At 72.2% G+C, this 22,471-nt stretch carries 21 protein-coding genes; 13 read left to right on the top strand and 8 right to left on the bottom strand.

Annotation, left to right across the window (positions count from 1 at the left end; all coding sequences use genetic code 11):
* Positions 1 to 10: 10 nt before the first annotated feature.
* Positions 11 to 1,252: a cytochrome P450 gene (locus ACFT9I_RS20730; protein WP_382566191.1), complete on the bottom strand. Its 1,242-nt coding sequence runs from the start codon at positions 1,250 to 1,252 to the stop codon at positions 11 to 13.
* A gap of 175 nt (positions 1,253 to 1,427) precedes the next feature.
* On the opposite strand from ACFT9I_RS20730, the gene ACFT9I_RS20725 reads away from it, so the two are divergent.
* The gene (locus ACFT9I_RS20725) at positions 1,428 to 1,934 is read left to right on the top strand and encodes a DUF5949 family protein (protein ID WP_382566190.1); all 507 of its coding nucleotides are present in this window, start codon (positions 1,428 to 1,430) and stop codon (positions 1,932 to 1,934) included.
* Positions 1,935 to 2,273: 339 nt separating this feature from the next.
* Positions 2,274 to 2,930 (top strand): vitamin K epoxide reductase family protein, encoded by a 657-nt coding sequence (locus tag ACFT9I_RS20720; RefSeq protein WP_382566188.1) that lies wholly within the window; start codon positions 2,274 to 2,276, stop codon positions 2,928 to 2,930.
* Between the two features lie 110 nt (positions 2,931 to 3,040).
* On the opposite strand, the gene ACFT9I_RS20715 is transcribed toward ACFT9I_RS20720, so the two are convergent.
* From ACFT9I_RS20715 to ACFT9I_RS20700, 4 genes are all read right to left on the bottom strand, one after another.
* Entirely contained in the window at positions 3,041 to 3,394 is a 354-nt protein-coding gene (locus ACFT9I_RS20715; protein ID WP_382566185.1) for a hypothetical protein, read from the bottom strand.
* A gap of 139 nt (positions 3,395 to 3,533) precedes the next feature.
* Positions 3,534 to 4,226: a hypothetical protein gene (locus ACFT9I_RS20710; protein ID WP_382566183.1), complete on the bottom strand. Its 693-nt coding sequence runs from the start codon at positions 4,224 to 4,226 to the stop codon at positions 3,534 to 3,536.
* 325 nt (positions 4,227 to 4,551) lie between these two features.
* Positions 4,552 to 4,791 (bottom strand): chaplin, encoded by a 240-nt coding sequence (locus ACFT9I_RS20705; RefSeq protein ID WP_382566181.1) that lies wholly within the window; start codon positions 4,789 to 4,791, stop codon positions 4,552 to 4,554.
* A 183-nt stretch (positions 4,792 to 4,974) separates the two neighbouring features.
* On the bottom strand, positions 4,975 to 5,214 hold the full coding sequence (locus ACFT9I_RS20700; RefSeq protein WP_382566179.1) for a chaplin: 240 nt from the start codon (positions 5,212 to 5,214) through the stop codon (positions 4,975 to 4,977).
* 229 nt (positions 5,215 to 5,443) lie between these two features.
* On the opposite strand from ACFT9I_RS20700, the gene ACFT9I_RS20695 reads away from it, so the two are divergent.
* From ACFT9I_RS20695 to ACFT9I_RS20655, 9 genes are all read left to right on the top strand, one after another.
* Positions 5,444 to 6,571 carry a DUF3344 domain-containing protein gene (locus ACFT9I_RS20695; RefSeq protein WP_382566177.1) on the top strand — a complete coding sequence of 376 codons (1,128 nt, stop codon included), beginning with the start codon at positions 5,444 to 5,446 and terminating at the stop codon, positions 6,569 to 6,571.
* 93 nt (positions 6,572 to 6,664) lie between these two features.
* Positions 6,665 to 7,858, top strand: a complete 1,194-nt coding sequence (locus tag ACFT9I_RS20690) for a glycosyltransferase (protein WP_382566175.1) — start codon at positions 6,665 to 6,667, stop codon at positions 7,856 to 7,858.
* Positions 7,855 to 9,540, top strand: coding sequence for a sugar transferase (locus ACFT9I_RS20685; RefSeq protein ID WP_382566174.1), 1,686 nt, complete (start codon positions 7,855 to 7,857; stop codon positions 9,538 to 9,540). The genes ACFT9I_RS20690 and ACFT9I_RS20685 overlap by 4 nt, the downstream gene beginning before the upstream one ends.
* 97 nt (positions 9,541 to 9,637) lie before the next feature.
* Positions 9,638 to 11,011, top strand: coding sequence for an O-antigen ligase family protein (locus ACFT9I_RS20680; protein WP_382566310.1), 1,374 nt, complete (start codon positions 9,638 to 9,640; stop codon positions 11,009 to 11,011).
* The gene (gene murJ / locus ACFT9I_RS20675) at positions 11,008 to 12,834 is read left to right on the top strand and encodes a murein biosynthesis integral membrane protein MurJ (RefSeq protein ID WP_382566173.1); all 1,827 of its coding nucleotides are present in this window, start codon (positions 11,008 to 11,010) and stop codon (positions 12,832 to 12,834) included. Before ACFT9I_RS20680 ends, murJ begins: the two co-directional genes overlap by 4 nt.
* Positions 12,824 to 13,618 carry a polysaccharide deacetylase family protein gene (locus ACFT9I_RS20670; protein WP_382566171.1) on the top strand — a complete coding sequence of 265 codons (795 nt, stop codon included), beginning with the start codon at positions 12,824 to 12,826 and terminating at the stop codon, positions 13,616 to 13,618. Before murJ ends, ACFT9I_RS20670 begins: the two co-directional genes overlap by 11 nt.
* Positions 13,615 to 14,802: a glycosyltransferase gene (locus ACFT9I_RS20665; protein ID WP_382566170.1), complete on the top strand. Its 1,188-nt coding sequence runs from the start codon at positions 13,615 to 13,617 to the stop codon at positions 14,800 to 14,802. The genes ACFT9I_RS20670 and ACFT9I_RS20665 overlap by 4 nt, the downstream gene beginning before the upstream one ends.
* A gap of 8 nt (positions 14,803 to 14,810) precedes the next feature.
* Positions 14,811 to 15,479, top strand: coding sequence for a lipopolysaccharide biosynthesis protein (locus ACFT9I_RS20660; protein ID WP_382566168.1), 669 nt, complete (start codon positions 14,811 to 14,813; stop codon positions 15,477 to 15,479).
* On the top strand, positions 15,479 to 16,726 hold the full coding sequence (locus ACFT9I_RS20655) for a GNAT family N-acetyltransferase (protein ID WP_382566167.1): 1,248 nt from the start codon (positions 15,479 to 15,481) through the stop codon (positions 16,724 to 16,726). The genes ACFT9I_RS20660 and ACFT9I_RS20655 overlap by 1 nt, the downstream gene beginning before the upstream one ends.
* 39 nt (positions 16,727 to 16,765) lie before the next feature.
* Here ACFT9I_RS20655 and ACFT9I_RS20650 read toward each other — a convergent pair whose 3' ends face one another.
* Entirely contained in the window at positions 16,766 to 18,016 is a 1,251-nt protein-coding gene (locus tag ACFT9I_RS20650) for a glycoside hydrolase family 26 protein (RefSeq protein WP_382566165.1), read from the bottom strand.
* A 148-nt stretch (positions 18,017 to 18,164) separates the two neighbouring features.
* Between ACFT9I_RS20650 and ACFT9I_RS20645 the strand changes: the two genes are divergently transcribed.
* Both ACFT9I_RS20645 and ACFT9I_RS20640 read left to right on the top strand, forming a co-directional pair.
* Complete coding sequence (locus ACFT9I_RS20645) at positions 18,165 to 19,463, top strand: ATP-grasp domain-containing protein (protein ID WP_382566163.1); 1,299 nt, start codon at positions 18,165 to 18,167, stop codon at positions 19,461 to 19,463.
* Positions 19,464 to 19,522: 59 nt separating this feature from the next.
* On the top strand, positions 19,523 to 20,818 hold the full coding sequence (locus ACFT9I_RS20640; protein WP_382566161.1) for an FAD-dependent oxidoreductase: 1,296 nt from the start codon (positions 19,523 to 19,525) through the stop codon (positions 20,816 to 20,818).
* A gap of 103 nt (positions 20,819 to 20,921) precedes the next feature.
* Here ACFT9I_RS20640 and ACFT9I_RS20635 read toward each other — a convergent pair whose 3' ends face one another.
* Positions 20,922 to 21,842 carry a chaplin family protein gene (locus ACFT9I_RS20635; protein WP_382566159.1) on the bottom strand — a complete coding sequence of 307 codons (921 nt, stop codon included), beginning with the start codon at positions 21,840 to 21,842 and terminating at the stop codon, positions 20,922 to 20,924.
* A gap of 161 nt (positions 21,843 to 22,003) precedes the next feature.
* Positions 22,004 to 22,237, bottom strand: a complete 234-nt coding sequence (locus ACFT9I_RS20630; protein WP_382566156.1) for a chaplin — start codon at positions 22,235 to 22,237, stop codon at positions 22,004 to 22,006.
* Positions 22,238 to 22,471 lie beyond the last annotated feature (234 nt).

Here is a 22,471-nt window from a genome sequence, read left to right as displayed (position 1 = left end):
CCCGAAGGGCTCAGCGGCCGCCCGCGAACGCGCACGGCATCGAGCGGACCCGGTTGTCGAAGTTCGACGGCACCAGCACCGGTGCGCCCACGGTGCGCAGTTCGGGCGATCTGGTCAGCAGCTCCCGGAACAGCGCCTTCATCTCCTGCTTCGCCAGGAACGTGCCCAGGCAGTAGTGCGGCCCGCCGCCCCCGTACCCCACATGCGGGTTGGGGCTGCGGGTGATGTCGAAGCGGTCCGGGTCGGTGAAGACCGACTCGTCACGGTTGGCGGAGGCGTAGAACAGCACCACCCGGTCGCCCCGCCGGAAGTCGTGGCCGTTCATCCGGTGGTCCTGGGTGAGTCTGCGCCGGAACTGGATGATCGGCGTCGAATGGCGCACGATCTCCTCGACGGCGCCGTCCGCGTATCGGTCGAAGTCACCCAGCAGCAAGGCCCGTTGGTCCGGATGGTCGGTCAACAGGGACATGCCGTGCGCGATCGCGTTACGCGTGGTCTCCACGCCGGCGACCATCAGCAGCGAGAAGAACGAGCCGAGTTGGCGGCCGTTCAGCGACTGCCCGTCGATATCGGCGTTCACGAGCGCGGAGATGAGATCCCCCGTCGGATTCCTGCGCCGTTGCCGCCCGAGGTCCGCGACCATTCCCTGCATGGACGCCAGGGCGCGAAGGCCCTTTCCGGGTACGCGAATTCGCTGCCGCACCGTGCGCGCGACGCCCGTTTCGACGGATGCCCGATTCACCTGCGCGAGGATCGACGGGCGCTCCTTCTCGGGGATGCCCATCAGATTGCAGATGATTTCGAACGGCATACGTGACGCGACCGCCGTGACGAAATCCGCCGGACGCTCCCTGAGCATGTCGTCCACAATGCGCTTCGCCACCGAGCGGACATCTTCCTCCGTCGCGGCGAGAATGCGGGGAGTGAAGGCACGGGAGACGATCCGCCGCAGTTGAGTGTGCTGCGGCTCGTCCATATTGACCAGGGACTCCCCGAACAGCGCCCGCACCCAGCGGGCCGGCTCGGGAGTGGTGACGCCGGGCGCGCTGCCGAACACCTGCGCGTTGCGGCTGGCCTCCACCACGTCAGCGTGCCCGACCAGCGCGTAGAAGCCCCGCTCCGGCCGCAGCCGACCCCCTGGCCGCTCCACGAAGTACCGCGGCGCCCCGGCGGCGCGGAGCCGCGCGAAACCCGCCAGCCTTTCGGAATGCGGCAGTTGCCAGAACGAGGGATCGGCGAGATTCGGCGTCATTGTTCATTCCTTCCGTGGCTTCGAGCTTCCCACGGCCGACAAGACATCAGCGTGCGCCGAACACACGGCAGATGGGGGTATCGAACGGGCGCTGTCGCACAGAGGGGCGAATGCTCCGCCACTCGGGTGACGCGAACTCACTCATGGCGCCCACGGGCCGCTACTGTGCCGAAGCATGACCTCTACCAACACCGCGCAGGGAAGCCTGCAATACGCCCCTCTGCTGGGCACCCTCACGGTAATTCCCTGGACCAGCGAGCCTTCCGACGACGAGCGCAACCCGCCTTTCCTGCTGGCCTATTCACTCGGCGACGGCCGTGACGGCGCGGAGGCCGGGGAAGAGGCGATGCACGCCGTCATCAAGGAGGTCGGTCTCAGGACCGGCGCCGGTCTGATCGACGTGGCCAAGTCGCCCAACGTCCCGATCACGCTGCTCGTACAGGCCGGGCGGGCCGTACTGACCATGCCGTATCTCAAGGCACAGTGCGCCGTTCCGCCGGAGTGGGAAGAGGACGCGCGCGAGACCGGTGCGGTGTACTTCATCATCGCCACCCAGCCGTGGCCCGAGGGCACGCCCGGCAAGCCGGTGAGCGAGGAGACGCTGCGCGCCTTCGTCGGCGACGAGGCCGTGCTGACCGGAGCCGCGCACTGCCTGGTGCCGGTGAGCAGCCTGCGCGGCTGAGCGCGAACCCCCGCAGGCCCCCGCGGGCTCGCGCCCCGGTTCACCCGCCGTTCGCGGGCACCGTACGTCCCGCCGCGCCCCACTCCCGTACCAGAGCGCTGTAGATGGGAGTGGGGATCGGCGCGGCGGTGGGCGGAGGTGGGGTCGGCGGAGTGGGCGGGGGAACCGCTTCGGCACGGAGCTCGGGCACCGCTGAGAGGCGCTGCCATCGGGGTGCTCGGACGGAGTTCATGCTCTGGCAACGCCGTACTTGACCCCGGAGTCACTGTGTCCGGCGTGTCGAGGGGGACAGCTGAAACGCTACTTCGAATGCGTGACCGAACCGGTGGAGTGGACACCATGGCAACAGCATTGATCGACAACGCGTCGTCGTCAGACGCGGACAGGTACGAGGACGACCCCGCGCGGGACGGGACGCGCCGCTTCGGGGCGGGGCGGGTGCTGGCGTGGTTGTTGGTGGTGACGGGCGCGGCGGGTGTGCTGGCGTCGTGGGTGATCACGATCGACAAGTTCAAGCTGCTGGAGGACCCGGGCTTCACGCCGGGGTGCAGCCTGAACCCGGTGGTGTCGTGCGGGAACATCATGACGAGCGACCAGGCGTCGGCCTTCGGGTTCCCGAATCCGATGCTGGGGCTGGTGACGTACGCGGTCGTGATGTGCGTCGGCGCGGGGCTGCTCGCGGGGGCGCGGTACCGGCGGTGGTTCTGGCTGGGGCTCAACGCCGGGATGCTGTTCGGCGTCGGCTTCTGCACCTGGCTGCAGTACCAGTCGCTCTACCACATCGGCTCGCTCTGCCTCTGGTGCTCGCTGGCGTGGGTCGCCACGATCGTCATGTTCTCCTACGTCACCACGCACAACATCACGCACCGGATCCTTCCCGCGCCGGCCGGACTGCGCGCCGCGGCGGGGGAGTTCCACTGGGTGGTGCCGGTGCTGTGGATCGGGACCATCGGGATGCTCGTCCTGACCCGCTGGTGGGACTTCTGGACCAGCTGACCCGGCCCGGCCCGATCTCGTACGAAAGACGAAGCGGCCGCACGGAGCCCGCACTCGCGTGCGATGACTCCGTGCGGCCGCCGTCGTACGGAAGCGGTGACCGTCCCGGACTACTGACCGAGCGGGATCCCCCCGAGCATCGCGCCGCCCTTGCCGCTCTTGGCGCCGCCCTTGCCCTTGCCGCCCTTGCCGGTGCCCTTGCCCTTGCCGTCCTTGGCGCCGCCGTTCAGCCCCTTCGCCACGTCGCCCAGGCTGTTGACGAGCGAGCCCTCGTTCTTCGGGTCCAGCGCGTTCGTGTTCACCACGGAGGGGTCCAGCCTCTCCTGGTTGGTCACCGTCTCGGCGGCCTGGCCCAGTCCGCCGTTCAGGCTCATCGGGAGATTCTCGCCGGCGAACGCCGGGGCGGCGGCGCCCAGCGCCAGCACGGAACCGGCGACGACAGCGGCGGCCTTCATGGGCTTCATGGTGAATCCTTCTCTCAACGGTTGTTCTCGCTTACTGACCTCGTCCTCAGTAACGATCTCCGAGCGTGCCGGACACGACGAACGGCCGTACAGGCCCCATGTTGACGGGGTCGGTACGGCCGCTGCGGCGTACGCGGTGTTACGGGAGCTTCGGCGTCGACGGCACGCCCGGAAGCTCCGGGGCCGGCGCGGGAGCCTCGGCGCCCGGCAGCTTCGGCAGCTCGGGCAGACCCGGCAGGTTCGGGGCCGGCAGGCTGCCGTTCATGACGAGCGCCGTGGTCAGGTTGACCAGCGACGTCACGACGGCCTTCGACTGGGTGGCGACGGCGGTCGCGTCCTTGGCGGTCGTCGCCTTGAGCAGCGCGTCCGTCGCCTTCTGTACGGAGGCGACGGCCTGGGCCGTCACGTCGGCCGCGGCCGGGGCCTTGTGGTCGGCGCCCACGGCGTTCACCGGGTTGGCGTTGCCAGCGTTACCCGCGGGGTTGGCGGGCTTTGCCGGGTTGGCCGGCGCGGCGTTCTTCACGGCGTCCAGCGCCTTCTTGATGGCGGCCTGGTGCTTCTGGACGTCCGCGGCGGCGATCTGGCCGTTGTCCGCCTTGAGGACGGCCGTGAGCAGGTCGGTGACCGGCGTGATGGCGTTGGAGAGCGAAGCCAGCGTCTGCGTCTGCTGCTTGATGGCCTCGGCGTCGGCGATCGGGGCGCGGGCCACGTCGGCACCGACACCGGCCGGGGTCTCGTGGGCGGTGGTGGCGACGGCGGTGCCGGCGGTGCCGAGGACGAGTGCGGCGCAGACGGCGGCGGCTGCGGCGCGGGAAGAGACGAGGGAACGCATGAAAAGGTCCTTTCAGGACACGTCGGGGGGTTTCGTCTTCACCGTGGGTCGCGGGGCCGTGGCCCGCAACCGTTCGGGAGCGCCGCCCGGTGTCCGCCAATCGGCCGCTTCGACCCCGCTGACCTGGACCGGGCCGCCGGGGATTCTCACCCGTCCGGGACGCGTGTCGCCGCCGAAAGGGTGGCCGGACCCGCCTTCGTACAGCGGAGGCCTTCGTACGGCGGAGTACAACGGAGCGCAACGGAAGAGCCGCCCTCCCCCGGAGTACCCGGGTGCGGAGAGCGGCTCTTGCCGTGGGTGACGGCAGGACTGACTGCTGTCAGATTCAGGCGTTGACGCAGGTGTTGCCGAAGGCCGGGTTGAGCAGGCCGATGACGTCGATGGTGTTGCCGCAGAGGTTCACGGGCACGTGCACGGGGACCTGGACGGCGTTGCCGGAGATGACACCCGGGGAACCGACAGCCGCGCCCTGGGCGCCGCTGTCGGCAATGGCGGCACCGGAGGCGCCGACGACGGCGGCGGCAGCCGCGGAGGACAGAACAACAGCCTTGGCGATACGCGACATGGGGATGAGCTCCTCGGTCTTAAGGGAATGGCGTTACGGGCGCAGTTGCCCGACTTACCGATCAACGCGGGGCGTGCTGATCGGTTGCGGTCCGAATGAGTGAAGAAACGGTTCCGGGTCCGACAGCGCTGCTGCCGGACCCGGCCGTGCCTGAAGCAGCGCTCGGGGGAGCCTCTTCAGAGGTCAGGCGTTGACGCAGGTGTTGCCGAAGGCCGGGTTGAGCAGGCCGACGACGTTCACCGTGTTGCCGCAGAGGTTGATCGGGATGTGGACCGGGATCTGGACCACATTGCCGGAGAGGACGCCCGGGGAGTTGACCGCGGCACCCTCGGCACCGGCGCTGGCGGAAGCCATGCCGGCACCGGCGAGGAGAAGGGCGGCACTCGACGATGCCAGGACGACGGACTTAGCGACTCGCTTCATCACCATATCCTTTCGATTTACCAATGGTGCGACAGGCTCAACGACCGGCGGCCGTTCGGGAAACGCCGGATCCCCCGAAGAGTTCGAAAGGCCGTGAAACGAGGTTTGGGAACGGCCCGATTCCGGGAAAGCGACGGTGCTTTGGTACGGTCCGCGCGTCTCACGTGATTTTCAGTCCGCGCTCTGTAAGGGTGCACTGTCGATTCATTCTTCGGGTCGGAGAGTCTCCATGCGCGATAGCGCGGTTCATGCTGTAAGGCGCGGTCTGCTGTTCGCCGTGACGGCGACGGCGACGGTGTCCGCGGTGGCGATGGCTCCGACCTCGGTCTCGTCGGCCGCACCCGCCGAAGAGGGCACCCGAATTCCGTTCGGTGAGCGCTATCACGCCGTCCAGCACGGCGGGATCGTCCGGGCGGCCAATTCGGCCATCACCTGCCGTACCACGGGCGAGTTCACCCCCGTCAGCCCCGCCGATGCCGACGCCTGCCGGGCCGCGCGGAGCAGTGCCACGGCGTCCAACGATCAGTACGACATGTTCTACACGGACCTCGACAAGGACCCGAACACCTACAACTCGACCCGGGGCGAACTGCGCGTACCGGCCGGCGCCAAGGTGAATTACGCCCGGCTCTACTGGGGCGGCAACCTCCGCGTCGGTGAGCAGAAGCCGCCGGCGGACAACGGCCGCGTACTGATCGCCGAGCCCGGCGGCGCGTACAAGGAAGTCCTGTCCGACACGCTGGTCGGCCACCGTACGGCCGGTGGCGCCGATGCCTACCAGGCGTCGGCCGACATCACGCCGCTGGTCCGGTCGGCGGGTTCGGGCATGTACACGGTGGCGCAGATCAACGTCGCGATGGGCAGGACGGCTGCGGGCGCGTGGGGCGGCTGGACGATGGTCGTCGCGTACGAGCGGCCCGAGGACCCGCTGCGTCATCTGACGGTCTGGGACGGCTTCGAGGCGCTCGACGACCGGCACCGGGAGTTGCGGGTCGACCTCGGGAAGCTGCCGACGCCGGCTCGCGGTACGGGCTCCATCGGGATCGTCTCCTACGACGGGGACCCCGGGACGGGCGGCGATTCGCTGACCGTCGGGACGGGGCGCGGGAAGGCGCGTTCTGTCGGCGACAGTGCGAATCCGGCCTCCGATGTGATGAATTCAAGTATTGCTGATGACGGATCCAATCAGATTAAACGACAACCCGCTTACAAGAACACTCTTGGATATGACTCCGATGTCTTCGAGTTGCGTGAAGCGCTCGTCCCGGGAGGCGACACTATGAACGTAAGTTTCCGGACCGGGCGCGACTCGATCTGGCTCGGCGCGTTTTTCGTAGCGGTGGACGCGCGGCGCTGAGCCGGCTCACTCGGCGGCGCTTCAGCAGCGCTTCCGGGTTTAACGGATTGTCCGATCCACGACACCAGAGACCATGAGTGGAGTGAGTTGCGCGTGCGGTCACCAAGGCACAGTCCCGGTCCTGGCTTCACCGTTCTCCATCTCGTCCAGCCGGTCGACGGAGGAGTGGGCCGGGTCGTCGCCGATCTCGTACACGCGCAAGTCGCCGCCGGAATGCGGGTCGTCGTCGCCTGCCCCGACCACGGGCCGCTCACGGCCGACGTGGCCGCGCTGGGCGCCGAGACCGAGGTCTGGCACGCGACCCGCGACCCCGGGTTCGGACTGCCCGCCGAGATCCGGCGGGTCGCCGAACTGGTCGGGCGGATCCGGCCCGACGTGGTGCACGCGCACAGCGCGAAGGCCGGCTTCGCCGGACGCCTGGCCGTACGGGGACGGACCCCGACCGTGTTCCAGCCGCACGCCTGGTCGTTCGAGGCGGTCAGCGGTACGACGGCGGCCCTCGCCCGGGGCTGGGAACGACTGGCCGCCCGCTGGACCGCGCGCGTCGTCTGCGTGAGCGAGGCCGAGCGCGACCGGGGCGAGCGCGCCGGCGTACGGGCGCCCTGGTCCGTCGTCCACAACGGTGTCGACGCCGACCGCTTCCGCCCGGCGGACACCGCCGACGGGCTCGCCTCGACCGCCCCCGCCCGCGCCGCGCTTCCCCGGCTGGCCGAACTCCCGCCGGACACGCCCCTCGTCGTGTGCGTGGGCCGGCTCTGCCGGCAGAAGGGCCAGGACATCCTGCTCCGGGCCTGGCCGCTGGTCCTCCAGGAGGTGCCCCGGGCCCGTCTCGTACTCGTCGGCGACGGCCCCGACGCCGAGCGGCTGCGCGAGAGCGCCCCGCCGTCGGTGCTCTTCACCGGAGCCGTACGCGACACCGCGCCCTGGTACCGGGCCGCGGACCTCGTCGTACTGCCGTCCCGCTGGGAGGGCATGGCGGTCTCGCCGCTCGAAGCCATGGCCAGCGGGCGCGCCGTACTGCTCAGCGACGTGGACGGGGCGCGCGAGAGCCTGCCGCCCGCCCAGCGGGCGCACTGTCTGACCCCGCCCGAGGACCACGCCGCGACGGCGACCGCGATCAGCGCGCTGCTGCGCGACCGGCCCCTGCGCGAGACCTTCGGCCGCCAGGGCCACGAGCACGTACTCAGCACCTATGACGTGCGGCAGACCGCGAGGGCCGTCGCGGACGTGTACCGCGACGTGGCCGCCGTGCCGCGCTCCGAGCGCAGGGAGCCGATTCCCCAGTGACCACGGAAAGCACCAGCGTCCCCGCACCGTCGGGGCGCGGACCGACAGGGCACCCGGCCGCGGGTGCCGGGCCGCGAGGCCGGGGTTCGGGAAGCCACGGATCCCACGGATCCCACGGATCCCACGGCCCCGGCGGCCCCCACGGCCCCGGCGGCCCCCACGGCCCCGGCGGACTCGGCGCGCTCGGACCGGCGACCGTCACCGCCACCGGACAGCCGTCCCTCGGGTTCGCCTCGATCGCACCCCAGCGCGAGGCGACCGACCGTCTCGCGCTGCCGCCCCGCCGCCGTACGGCCGCGCCCCTGCGCTTCGCGCTGCCGCTCCTCGCCGCCGACTGGGCGGCCGCCCTGCTCAGCACCGTCGTCCTCGGCTCCGAACAGCGCCACACGGTGCTGATCGCGCAGCTCGTGGTGTGCGTCACCGTCCTCAACGCGTACGCCGGTCTCTACCGCCCGTCGGGACCGCGCACCGCCCTGGACGAACTCCCCGCGCTGGCCGCGCGCGTCCTCGTCGCGTGGTGTGCCGCCGGTGCGCTGTACGCCGCGCTCCTTCCCGCGCACGCGCTGGACCTCACCGCCCTGCTGGCCGGGAGCGGCACGCAGTTACTGGCCGCCTGCTGCTGCCGGGCCGTCGTCCACGGACACCGGCGGCGCACGGCGCGGAACCGGCTGAGTTCCGCGCTGGTCGTCGGCACGGGGCCGGCGGGCCGACGGCTCGCCGCGCTGTTGGCCCGGCACCCCGAGTACGGCCTGCGGCCCGTCGGGATCGTCGCCCCCGTACGCGGTGACGGGCATCCCTCCGACGCGGACTCCGACGCGGACGCGGACCACCTCGCTCCGGCGCTCCCCGTGCTGACCACCATCGAGGAGATCCACCGCGCCGTCATCCAGAACGGCGTCCAGCAGGCGGTGTTCATCGACGGTACGAGAGGTACGGCAGGTGCCGGGGCCGACGCCGACAGGTCCGGGCTCGTCGCGCTCTTCCACGAGTACGGCTGCGCCACCTGGTTCGTCGGCGGCGGCGACGGTGCCGGCGGTCGCGGCGGAATGTCGCAGCACGTCTGGGGCTTCACCTGCCGCCGTGTCGCCCCGCCCACCGTACGCCGCGGCACCCTCGCCAAGCGCGTGCTCGACGTCGCCGTCGCGGCCCCCGTCCTGCTCGCGATCTCACCGGTGCTGCTGACCTGCGCGCTCGCCGTACGACTCTTCGACGGCCCCGGGGTGCTGTTCCGTCAGGAACGCGTCGGTCAGCACGGCCGCCCCTTCACCCTGCTGAAGTTCCGCACCCTGCGCCCGGCCGACGACCACGAGGCGGCCACCCGCTGGTCGGTCGCCAACGACCGGCGGATGAGCCTGGTGGGCCATCTCCTGCGCCGTACGTCGATGGACGAGCTGCCCCAGATCTGGAACGTCCTGCGCGGCGACATGAGCCTCGTCGGGCCCCGCCCCGAACGCCCCTTCTTCGTCGCCAACTTCAGCAAGACGCACCCCGGTTACGCGGCACGCCACCGGATGCCCGTCGGTATCACCGGACTCGCGCAGGTCCACGGGCTGCGCGGGGACACCTCCATCGAGGACCGCTCCCGATTCGACAACCACTACATCGACCACTGGTCGTTGTGGCAGGACGTGTGCATCATCATCCGAACCGCACTCTCGCTCGTCCGCCCGGCGGGGAGCTGACGTGGCCGACGCCCGAGGCGCGCTGCTCCTGGCCCCCCGCACCGAGTCCGACCCCCTACCGGCCGCCGCGTCCGCCCCACGGGACTGGCGCGACGCGCTGCGCCGGGACGCGCCGCTGCTGCCCGTCCTGGCGGTCGTGGCGCTCCTCGCCGTCCCGGTGACGGGCCCCTCCGGGGACGGGTCGGCCGGTTCCGGGACGGTGGCCGACGCCGCGTCCGCGCTGCTGGTCGTCTTCTGTCTCGTACGGGTGCTGCGCGACCGCGCCCGGCCGCTGACCCGAACGGCCGCGCTGGTCCTGGGACTTCCGGTGTTCGGGGTGTGCGCCGCCGCGATCACGTCGTACGACCCCGCGTCCAGCCTGCCGGGAGTGGCGCGCTACCTCCAGATCTTCGTGCTGGTGCCCGGCGCGCTGCTGCTGCTCATCAGGAACCGCCGGGACTTCCGGCTCGTCGCCTGGTCGATGGTGGCCCTCGCGCTGGTGCAGGGGCTCATCGGCGTCGTCCAGTACCTGACCGGCACCGGCGCCTCGTACATGGGTGAAGACGTCCGCGCGGTCGGGACGTTCGGCCCCACCGACGTCATGGGCATGGCCACCGTCGTCTCGTACGGCCTGGTCGCCGCCGTCGGCCTGGCCCTGGGCGCGGGGACGGGACCGGTGGGCCGGCGGGACGTGCCGCGCGGCCAGCGCGCCGCCGCCCTCGGCTGCGCCGCACTGCTGTTCCTGCCGCTCGTGCTCTCCTTCAGCCGGGGCGCGTGGATCGCGACGGTCGTGGCCGTCACACTGCAACTCGCGCTCTCCGGGCTGCGCCGCGCGGCCCGCGTCGCCCTCGTGGCGGCGGCGCTCGGCGTCGTACTCGTCGGCGGACTCGGTATCGGCTCCCAACTGGTGTCCGACCGGCTCGGCAGCATCACCGAAGTCACCGAGGCGCCCGACCGGTCGGTCACCGACCGGTACACGATGTGGGCGGCGGCGGCCGGGATGTGGCGCACCGACCCGGTCACGGGCGTGGGGCTGAAGGGCTTCCCCGCCTACCGCGACAGCCACTCCTCGATCGCGCTGTCGTCGGGCAGCGACACGGCCGGCGCGGGGATGGGCTTCCAGCGCCAGCCGCTGCTCTCGCCGCACAACATGTATCTGCTGATCCTCAGCGAACAGGGGCTCGTCGGCCTGCTCGCACTGGCCGGGAGCTGGGCGGCGCTGCTCGTCCTCGCACTGCGGCGACTGCCGGGCGCGCGGCGCGGACGTACGGGCGTCGACTGCGCGCTCGTCGGCGCCGGACTGCTGATCTGGCAGCTGGTGGACTTCGGTTACGCGGACATCGGCGGGCCCTCCACGGTGCTGACCGCCGTCGTGCTCGGCCTGGCCGCGTGGTGGGCACTCGACCGGCGGGCCGACGTCGGAGGTGCCTCCGGCCAGGCTGTCGGTCGAGTCGCGCGCGGAGGCGTCGACTCGGGGGCCGGTGCGGCATGACCGATCTGACCGGTGCGACCCAGTCGCCGCCCGCCGAGCCCGGCAGGGCGGCGGAGCCCGCCGTCCCCGGCCGCCGCCCACCGCCCTCGCCTACGCCTACGCCCGCCCCCGCGTCACCGCCCGCCGGGCCGCCGCCGCCCGACATGGAGGCCGCTGCCCCGACGGCCGACCCGGACGGCGGTCGCGGTGCCTACTTCTCCAACCGCTTCCTCGCCCGCGCGGCTCTGGTGACCGCCCTCCTCACCGCGGCCGGCGCGGTGCTCGGTCTCGTACGCGACCAGACCATCGCCCATCTCTACGGCGCAGGCCCCGGCACCGACGCGTTCCTCGTCGCCTGGACCGTTCCCGAAGTCGCCTCGACGCTGCTCATCGAGGACGCGATGGCGCTCATCCTCGTACCCGCCTTCAGCCTCGCGCTCGCGCGCCGGGCCGCGCGGGGACCACTCCTCGACGACCTGCCGCCCGACGGCCCGTCGGTGCGCGACCGCGACCCCGTGCACGCCCTGCTGCGTACGACCCTGCCGAGTCTGCTGCTCGCGCTCAGCGCGGGCGCCGTCCTGCTGATGCTGGCGGCGCCCTGGGTGGTCGCCCTGCTGGCCCCCGGCCTCCCCGACACCCAACTGGCCGTCGACTGCACGCGGTTGACGGCCACCTGTGCCTTCAGCTTCGGCATCGCCGGGTACTGCAGCGCCGCGTTGCGGGCGCACGGCAGCTTCGTACCGCCCGCGATGATCTACGTCGCGTACAACATCGGCATCATCGCCACGATGCTGATCCTCAGCGACCGGCTCGGGGTGCGGGCCGCGGCCGCCGGGGTCGCCGTCGGCGGCGTGCTGATGGTCCTCGTCCAGGCGCCGGTCGTCCTGCGCCGGCTGCGCGAGCGCCGCGCGACGGCGGAGCACGAACTGGAGCAGCAGCGGGAACAGACCCCGGCACACGAACCGCCCGGCGGCGCCGCCCGGCCGCTCGTCGCCCTCGGGCTTCTCGCCCCCGTCATCGTCTTCGCCCTCACCCGCCAGTCCCAGGTCCTCATCGAACGCTTCCTCGCCGCGCCCCTGCCCGCCGGAGCCATCTCGCATCTCAACTACGCGCAGAAGGTCGCGCAGATGCCGATGGTCCTGTCCCTGATGCTCTGCACGGTCACCTTCCCGGTCGTCGCGCGCGCCATGGCGGCCGGGGACACCGACCGGGCCAGGCGGCGCGTCGAGCGTGACCTCGCCCTCGCCGGTGTCATCGTGCTGGTGGGCGCCGCGACCGTCATCGCGTGCGCCCCGCAGATCATCGAAATCCTCTTCCAGCGCGGTGCTTTCGACCGGGCGGACACGGCGGCCACCGCCGCCGTGATGCGTGTGTACGCACTGGGGCTGCTCGGCCACACCCTCGTCGGTGCCCTTGTCCGCTGCTACTTCTCCGCCGCCCGCCCCCTGTGGTTCCCGGCGCTCGCCATGCTCGTCGGCCTCGCCCTCACCACCGCGGGCGGCGCACTGCTCGTCGGTGACTGGGGCGTCCTCGGCATCGCGGCGGGCAACGCGCTGGGCATCACCGTCACGGCCGTACTGCTGCTGCACGGCGTCGCCCGGCACAGCGTCCCCGTGCGGGTCCGCCACATGACCGGAGGGCTCGTCAAACTCAGCGCCGCCGCCGCTGCCGCCACCGGCGCCGGATGGCTCTGCGGCGCCCTCATCCCGGCACCCGTGCCGGCGGCGGCCGTCGCCTGCCTGGTGGTCGCCGCCGTGTTCCTCGTCATCGCCCGCGCCCTGCAGGCACCCGAGATCAACTCCCTTGTCCGCTCCGCCACAAGAAAGCTCATCGATGTCCGCTGACACGGTCTCCGCAGGCCCCCTGTGGGCAGCCATGTACCACTCGATCACCGACCCGACCGACGACCCCTACCGCGTGACGGTCTCGCCCGACCGGCTCGACCGCCAGCTGCGCTGGATGCGCCGCCGCGGGCTCACCGGCGTCAGCATGGAGCGCCTGCTGGTCGCCCGCGCGGAGGGCCGCGGCGCCGGACTCGTCGGGCTGACGTTCGACGACGGTTACGCCGACTTCCTGACGAACGCGGTGCCGCTGCTGCACCGGTACGAGTTCACCGCCACCGTCTACGTGCTCCCCGGCCGCCTCGGCGGCACCAACGCGTGGGACAGCCTCGGCCCGCGCAAGCCCCTCCTCGACGAGGACGGCATCCGCGAGGCAGCGGCGGCGGGCATGGAGGTCGGCTCGCACGGGCTGCGCCACACCGATCTCACCGAGGCCGACGAAGCACTGCTGAGCGACGAGACGCGCGGCAGCCGGGAGGCGCTGTGCGCGATCACGGGCGGCGAGGTGACCGGGTTCTGCTATCCGTACGGCACGGTCGACGAGCGCGCCATGTCCGCCGTACGGGACGCCGGTTACCGGTACGCGGTCGGCATCAGCCCCGGCCCGCTCACCGGTCTGTTCGCCCTGCCGCGCGTTCACATCGGCCAGGAGGACACCGCGCCCCGGCTGTTCCTGAAGCGCGCGCTGCACGGCCGGCGCCGCGAGCCGGTCCCGCACGCCGCGTACGCTCCGTACGCCGACGCCCAGGCCGTGCGGACCACCGCGCGCGAGGGCGGCGCCTCGTGAAGGTCCTGCACGTCATCACCGGCCTCGGCATCGGCGGCGCCGAACAGCAACTGCGCCTCCTGCTGCGCCAGTTGCCCACCGACAGCGCCGTCGTCACGCTCACCAACCCGGGCGCCGTCGCACGGGGCATCACCGCCGACGGCTTCCCCGTCACGGACCTCGGCATAAGAGGCAACCGGGACCTCGGCGCGCTGCCCCGGCTCACACGGCTGATCAGGGACGGCCGGTACGACCTGGTCCACACGCACCTCTACCGGGCCTGCGTGTACGGACGCCTCGCCGCGCGCCTCGCGGGCGTCCGCACCGTCGTCGCCACCGAGCACTCGCTCGGCGCCCACCAGATCGAGGGCCGCCCGCTGACCGCCGGCGCCCGCGCCCTCTACCTCGGCAGCGAACGCCTCGGCACGGCGACCGTCGCCGTCTCGACGACCGTCGCGCACCGGCTGCGCCGCTGGGGCGTACGCCGCGACCGTATCCACGTCGTGCCCAACGGCATCGACGTGCCGCGCTTCGCCTACGACGAGACGGCCCGGCAGAAGGCGCGGGCCGAACTCGGCCTGCCCGCAGACGCGTTCGTCGTCGGCGGCGTCGGCAGGCTCAGTACGGGCAAGCGTTTCGACACCCTCGTCAGGGCCGTCGCCGCACTGCCCGCCGCCCGCCTCCTGCTGGTGGGCGAAGGCCCGGAGCGCGATCGACTGCGTTCCCTGGCAACGGAGTTGGGCGCCGCCGACCGCGTACTGCTGCACGGCGCCTGCGAGGACCCGCCACCGAATCCCGGCAGCGACAACGGACCTGACCTGCCGTCACTCCTCGCCGCCATGGACCTCTTCGTGTCCACCTCCGAGGACGAGGCCTTCGGGCTCGCCGTGGTCGAGGGCCTGGCCGCCGGGCTGCCCGTCCTGCACGTCACCTGCCCCGCCCTCACGGACCTGCCCGCCGACGCGGCACCCGGAGCGCGCCAGATCAGCGGGGCGGTCACGGAGCTGGTCGCCGAACTGACCACGTTTCAGGAGCGGTTCACGGCCGCCGACGGCTCCCACCGGCTGGTGGTACCGCCCGCCGCGCGCCACTACGACATCTCCCGCAGCGCCGAACAGCTGATGTCCGTCTACGACCACGCCCTGCGCCGGAACGGCGGCTCCTCCGGGCGCCCCGTCCGCCGCCCGGCCACCCCCGAGGAGTGAGTTCGACGATGACCGAGAACGAGAGCGGCGGGCGCCGCGCGGGCGCATGGCCCGGCCGCGTCCTGTCGAGGATCAGGGCCCTGCCCGTCTGGTGGATCGTGCCGGTCGGCGTCCTGATCGGGGCGCTCGCGGGCGGCGGGTACGGCATGCTCCGTACGCCGCAGTACTCCGCCACCAGCTACGTACTGGTCGTACCGACCGACAAGGCCGACCCGGCCGCCGCGCTCGGCTTCGCGCAGGCGTACGGGCGGGTCGCCTCACAGGTCGCCGCCGTCGGCGACGCCCAGGTGTGGGCCGGGGTCTCCTCGAAGGTGCTCAAGGAGAACGTCACCACCGTCACCTCGCCGGACGCCCCGATGATCTCGGTGACCGCCACGTCGAGCGGCCCGCAGGCGGCCGTCAGCATGGCCGACGGTGTCGCGCGCTCGCTGGTCCTCAACGGCACGCAGATGCAGGGCAGTACGAACGTACGGGTGGTCCAGTTCTCCCGCGCGGTCAAGCCCACCAGCCCCGTGTCACCGTCGGCGCCGCTGGCCGCGCTCGTCGGCGCCGCCGCCGGCGGACTGCTCGGCGGGCTCGGACTGCTGGTCCGCCCGAAGCGCCGGCGGGCCGCCGAGGCGCACGCGTCGGTTCCCGGTCCATCGACGGCACCCGTGCCGCAGACAGAAAGCGTGTGATGGCAACGGAATCGACCACCAAGCGTCTTGTGCGTACGGGCACGGCCCCGGTCGCGCCCGTCGGCAGAGGCACCTTCACCGCACTGACCTCCGAGATCTGCCGGGACCCCGACCGGTTCGGCGCGCTCGCGGCCGAGTGGACGGCGCTCCACCGCCGCTGCGCCACGGCCACCCCGTTCCAGAGCCACGCGTGGCTGCACTCCTGGTGGCTGTCGTACGGCGCCCCCGGCCGGCTCCGCGTCGTCCTCGTACGCCGTGGTGGCACCCTCGTCGCCGCGGCCCCGCTGATGCTGGTCCACCGGCCGTTCCCCGTGCTGGTCCAACTCGGCGGCTCCATCTCCGACTTCTCCGACGTCCTGCTCGACGACGACTGCGCCGACAGCGCGGCCCAGGCCCTCGCGAAGGCACTCGCCACCGCCGCGCGTACCGCCGTCATCGACCTCCGCGAGGTACGGCCCGGTGCCGCCGCCGAACGCGTCTACGACTGCTGGGACGGCGCCCGCGACCGGCTGGTGGACTCGCTCTGCCTCGAACTGCCCGCCGTCCCCATGGACGAACTGCTCGGCCGTCTGCCGTCGTCCCGCGCCCAGCGCGCCAGGGCCAAGATCCGCAAGATCGACTCGCTCGGCATCGAGGAACGCGTCGTACCCGTGGACGAGGTCCCGACCGCCGTCGAACGGCTCCTCCAACTGCACCGGCTCCAGTGGCAGGGGCGCGGCGTCACTCCCGAGCACCTCAGCGCGCGCTTCGCGGAGCATCTGACACGCTCGGCGCGGTCCATGGTCGAGTGCGGCGACGCGATGGTCACCGAATTCCGGCTCGCGGGCGAGGTGGTGGCCGCCGACCTCACGCTGATGTCACCGCGGCTCGCGGGCGGTTATCTGTACGGCGCCGACCCGATGCTGCGCGACCGCAAGGTCGACGTCGCGACCATGCTGCTGCGGGAGAGCGCCCGGCGGATCAGCGGCGGCGGGGCCGGTGGGGTCGGTGGGGTCGGTGGGGGTACGACGCTGAGCATGCTGCGCGGCAACGAGCCGTACAAGCACCACTGGCGCCCCGAGACCGTCTGCAACCAACGGCTGCTGCTGGCACGCGGTCTGCTGGCCCCGTCGCTGCGGCTGGTCGCCGCCCGCGCCGCCGCGCGCGGCCGGGCCGCCGTCCTGGTCAACGAGCGGCTGCCGGCGATGAAGGCGGGCCTGGCGAGGCGGACGCGCCGCGGCGACGGCAAGGGACGACCCGGAACATGACCCGGGACAGGCCCTCGCCGCCGCCGCGATGACGACCGGTCAGGAAAGCCAGCGCTCCCAGCCGCCGAAGCGGAGGCAGACCTTCTTCCCGAGCAGGGTCTCGATCCACGAACTCAAGGTCAGCGCCTTGCAGTTCGAGGGCGCCTCGGGCTTCGTCGGGGTGCTGGGCTCGGGCACCGGCGGGACCGGCGGCGTGCTCGGCTCCGTGACCGGCGGGACCGGCGGCGTGGTCGGCTCCGTGACCGGCGGGACGCTCGGCTCGGGTTCGGGCCGCGGCTCGGGCTTCAGCCCGTACAGCGCCGTACGGAACACCTTCGAGGACCGCGGATTCTCGGCGCACTGCCAGACGCCGTGCGGGCAGTAATCCGTGAGCGTGTGATACATCGGCCGGTGCTCTTCGATCCACTTGAGCATGCCGCGCATGTATTCGGGGTTGTCGCCGTTGCGGAAGAGGCCCCACTCCGGATAGGAGATAACCTTTCCATGTTCAGCGGCGAACTCCACATGCTTACGGAGTCCGAACGGCTCGTTCACCTGCTCGTCGAACGTCCGTCCCGGCGGCTGGTCGTAGGAGTCCATTCCCACGATGTCCACGACGTCGTCGCCCGGATAGCACTCGGTCCAGGCAATGGCGTCCTTTCCGCGGTTCGGAGCGAAATCGAAACGGAATTCCTGGCCGGGCACGGCCCGCATGGCGCCGACGATCCGCTTCCAGTACGCCTTCCACGCCTGCGGGTCGGGGCCGCAGCGGTGGGTGTACGTGGTGCCGTTCATCTCCCAGCCCAGGACGACGACCGTGTCCGGCACCCCGAGCGAGACCAGCCGCTGCGCCAGGACCTCGAAGTGCCGGTCGTAGTCGCCCCGCGCGCCCCGGCGCAGCTCCTTGCGTACGACCTGGTCGTGGACCCGGCCCTCGTTGCGTTCGAGCATGGGGACGTTGAGTACGAAGATGCGGTCGGCACGGGCCTTCCTCCACTCGGCCCAGTCCCGCACGAAGCTCGGGCTGCCCTCGATGTTGGACCACACGTCGCCCGGGAGGTACGTGTGCCCGACCCGGAGTTCCGTACCGCCGAGCCACTTCTGCATACCGGCGATACGGCGGACGCCCTCGGGACCGTAGTCGAGGTACGCGCCGACCGCCGGTGACGCCACTTCCGGTGGTTCGGGACTTCCGGGGGCGTCGGGACCGGCGGCGTAACTCGCCATCGGCAGCACGGAACCTGAAGCAAGGAGGCCGGCCGTGATGACACCCAGCCAGGTGCTGATCAGCCGTCGACGTCGATAGGACATGTGTGCTCCTCATGGAGGGGACGCGTTCCGTGTCGCACTGCCGCAAAAGTATTGCTAATGAGCCGATCGGGAACCCGGTCCGCCCTTTCACTAGACCGTTCGGGAATTTCACCCCTCGCATGGGTCATCGAAAATGAAGGACACAACCGTGGCGAGCTTTGACATCAGCGTCCCCGCTGTGCTTGTGCGGCTCGACCCGAATCCGTTTCATCACGGAACCCTTGGCGCCGTCAGATCCCTCGGCCGGGCCGGAATCACGGTGCACGCGGTGATCGAGTCGCCGCGCAGCCCGGTCGCCAGGTCCCGCTATCTGCGGAGCGTGACGGTGGCCGAGAAGGGGGAGGAACTGCACGGTCTGCTGGTGCGGCTCTCGGAGCGGCTCGGCGCCCCCGCCGTCCTCGTCCCCCTGGACGATCTGAGCGCGATCACGGTCGCCCGGCTCAGGCCCCGGCTGGCCGGCCGCTATCTCCTGCCTGAACAACCGTCAGGCCTGCCCGAGCGGGTAGCCGACAAGGGGGAGCTGGCCGCCATCTGCGGTGCGCTCGGGCTGCCGCACCCCCGCACGATCGTTCCCGGTGACCGCGAGGAGGCCGCGCGAGCGGCGTGGGCGCTCGGGCTGCCGGTGGTCGCGAAGTGGAGCAGGCCGTGGCTGCTGCCCGAGGACTCCGGGCTGCGCAGCACCGTCGTGGTGCGCTCGCCGCGGGAGGCCGGGGAACTGTTCGGGCGGAGCGCGGAGGCGGGCAGCCGGCTGCTGCTCCAGGAACTGCTGCCGGTGGGGCGCGATCTCGACTGGTTCTTCCACGGCTACAGCGGCCGTGACGGCACGCTCCTGATGGGCGCGACCGGCCGCAAGGAACGGTCGTGGCCGGTCGGGGCCGGGATGACGGCCGTCGGCCGGTGGCTGCCCAACCCCGCCGTGGAGCGGCTGGCCGGCGAGGTGGTCGCCGCGCTCGGGTACCGGGGCATCGTCGATCTCGACTTCCGGCTCGACGCCGCCACCGGCGCGTACCACCTGCTCGACTTCAACCCGCGGCCCGGCGCCCAGTTCCGTCTCTTCACCGACCCGTCGGGCACGGACGTCGTACGGGCGCTGCATCTGGACCTCACCGGGCGGCCCGTGCCGGCCCCGGTGCCCGCGTACGACAGGACCTTCGTCGTCGAGAACTACGCGCTGCTGTCCGTGCTGTCCTCGGCGGGGCGCCGGCACCGGCCTCCGGCGCGGCGGCCCCGGCGGGTCCGGGCGGTGAGCACGGAGACGGCGTGGTTCGCGCGGGACGACCCGTGGCCCGCGTACGCCATGACCGGGGCCTGGCTCCTGCACGCGGCGCGCGGCGGCGTACGCCGGCTGAGGCGCCGGCCCCGTACCGCGCCACCCCGGTCGCTCCTGTCCGGCGTACGACAGCGCCGGCGCACCCCGGACGGCACCACGCCTCCCGTCCCGCGCTGATCCACGCCGATCCGCGCGTCCACCAGACCCCGAGAGAACAGAGAGAGCGGCGAACTCCTATGCAGGACTTGGTAGTTGTGGGTGCCGGCCCGTACGGCCTGTCGATCGCCTCGCACGCGGCGGCGGCCGGCCTCCAGCCCCGGGTGTTCGGGCGGCCGATGGCCGCCTGGCGGGACGGCATGCCGCCCGGCATGTTCCTGAAGTCGGAGCCGTGGGCGTCGAACCTGTCCGACCCCAAGGGGGCGTACGGGCTGGCGGCCTACGCGGCCGCCCAGGGGGTGGATGCCCGGCACGGGGTCCCGCTGCCGGTCGGCTTCTTCGCCTCGTACGGCCTCTGGTTCGCCGCCAACGCGGCGCCGCCGGTGGAGGAACGGACCGTCACCGCCGTACGTCCCCGTGCCGGGGGCGGGTTCGAGGTCACCGTCGACGACGGGGGTGCGGGCGGCGGTGAGACGTTCCTCGCCCGCACGGTGGTGCTGGCCGTCGGCGTCCGGCCCTTCACCGATGTCCCCGGCCCGCTGCGGGCCCTCCCGCCCGAGCGGGTGTCGCACAGCGTCGACCACGCGGATCTGACGCGCTTCAAGGGCCTGGACGTGACGGTCGTCGGGGCGGGCCAGGCCGCGCTGGAGACCGCGACGCTCCTCGCGGAGCAGGGGACGACCGTACGGGTGGTCGCCCGGTCCCACCGGCTGAACTGGAACACCCTCCCGCCGCCCCTGGACCGCCCCTTCGGCGAGGCCGCCCGTGCCCCGCACACGGGCCTGGGCTGCGGCTGGAAGAACTGGCTCTACTCGCAGACCCCCGGCGTCTTCCGCCGGCTGCCCGCGTCGACCCGGGCCCGTGTCTTCACCTCGGCGCTCGGCCCGGCCGGTGCCTGGTGGCTGCGGGAGCGGTTCGAGCGGTCGGTGGAGGTCCGGTTCGGCGAGAGCGTCGCCGCCGCCGTCCCGGCCGACGGCCGCGTACGGCTCGACCTGGTCTCCGCGCGCGGCTCGGTGGACGCCGTCACGACCGACCACGTCATCGCCGCCACCGGCTTCACCCCGGGCCTGGGCCGGCTCGGACTGCTCGACGAGCGGCTGCGCCGGAGCCTGCGCACGGTGGGCACGGGCGATGCCCCCGAGACGGACGGCGTCTTCGAGACCTCACACCCCGGTCTGTTCGTGACCGGTCTGCTGAGCGCGCCGTCGTTCGGCCCGTCGATGCGCTTCGTGTTCGGCGCGACGTACACGGCGGGCCGGGTGGTACGCGGGGTGCGCCGGCGGCTGGGAACGGGCTCCCGGCACGAGCGGCCGGGAGAACCGCGCGAGACACTGCCGGCCGGTGCGGCGCAGACGAACTGGATGGAGCGCTTCTGAGGCCCGGCCGACGGTGTCTCCGATCGCCGGACGGGCTGCCGGGCGGCCCGTCCGGCGGTCGGGGACGTACAGGTCACGCACCGGACAGGTCCCCGGACACGGTCTAGCGGTGCGAGGCGGTCCGGCTGCGGCGGTAGAGGATGCCGCCGCTGATCAGCAGGCCGGCGCTCATGGCCGCGGCGGCGAGCAGGTTGGCGTCCGAGCCGGTCTCGGCCAACTGGTCGATGACGTCGCCCTCTTCGACGGCCTGCGGGGGCTCCGGCAGCATCGGGTCGTGGGCGACCGGCACGGCCGGGGGCTCGACGGTGCGGTCCACGGGCGGCGTCGACGGGGCCGGCGGGTCGACCGGGGCGTGCGGGCCGGGCGGCACCGGGGCTTCCGGCGTCGCGTCGTCGGAGTCGTTGGCGCAGCCGTTGCCGAAGGCGGGGTTCAGCAGACCGACCAGGTCGACGCTGTTGCCGCAGGCGTTCAGCGGGACGTCCAGCGGGGCCTGGACGAGATTGCCCCCGAGCAGACCCGGCGAGTTGGTCGCGGCGCCGGAGGCCGACGAGCCGCCGTCGTCCGCGTGGTCGGAGTGGTGGCCGTCCTTCGCGGGTGCGGAACCGCCGCCGTGCTCACGGGGGTTGGCGCCGTGCGTCGAGCTGGCGTCCGTGTCGTGGCCGGTCCGCGAGGGGCCGGCGGGCGGCGCCTGGGCGGGGGCCACGTGGGTCGCGGGCTCGGCGCGGGGCGCGACGGGCTGCGCGTGGTGGGCCGGCCGGTGCCTGGGCGGCGCCGCGTGCGCACCGGACGAGTTGCCGCAGCCGTTGCCCATGGTGGGGTTGCCCACGCCGACGGGGTTCACCGTGTTGCCGCAGACGTTGACCGGGACCTCGACGGGGGCCTGGACGCTGTTGCCCGACAGCAGCCCCGGCGACCCGGCGGCGGTGGCGGCGCCGCCGGTGGCCTGGGCGTAACCGCTGGTCATGGTCAGCACGCTCGACGCCGCCGCGGCGGTGAGCAGTCCTTTGCCGATGAGTTCTCGCATCTGGTTCTCCTGATATCGCCGGTGTGTCGCCGGTGCGTCGGTGTGTCGGTGTCGACTGAGGCCGGTCCCGAGACGTGTATCGCCGTACGTCTCGGGACCGGCCCCGGGGGCGCCCCTCAGGGCGCTTCAGTGCGTGTCAGTGCCTGTTCTGACGTCTGGCGTCAGGCGTTGACGCAGGTGTTGCCGAAGGCGGGGTTCAGCAGACCGATCACGTTGATGCTGTTGCCGCACACGTTGAGGGGAATGTGCACGGGGATCTGGACGACATTGCCGGACAGGACGCCCGGGGAGCCCACGGCGGCACCGGCCGCGCCCGCGTCGGCCATGGCCGGCGCCGCGGCACCGACAGACAGGAGAACGCCCGCGACGACGGTGGCTGCCTTCTTGGCATTCATGATTGAGCCCTTTCCGCAGCGGGGTCGCGCGCGCGGCTCTCGTGCCACGCGAACACGGCTCTCTCAGCCCGCACCGCCGCTGCTGGAACTCCAACGAGTACGCGCTTATGAGGAAACTGCCCTGATTTATGGCCTTTGTTGGTTCACTCGATCGCCACGGGAATTGACGTTTCTTCAGGTGAAAGAGGCACGGGAGCCGTTCATATGACACTGAGACCGGCCGGGGCGAATTCG

The sequence above is a fragment of the Streptomyces sp. NPDC057137 genome (assembly GCF_042670825.1).
Taxonomy (GTDB): Bacteria; Actinomycetota; Actinomycetes; order Streptomycetales; family Streptomycetaceae; genus Streptomyces.
The sequence above is the reverse complement of the archived record's forward strand: the minus strand, read 5'-3'. Positions and strand labels throughout refer to the sequence as shown.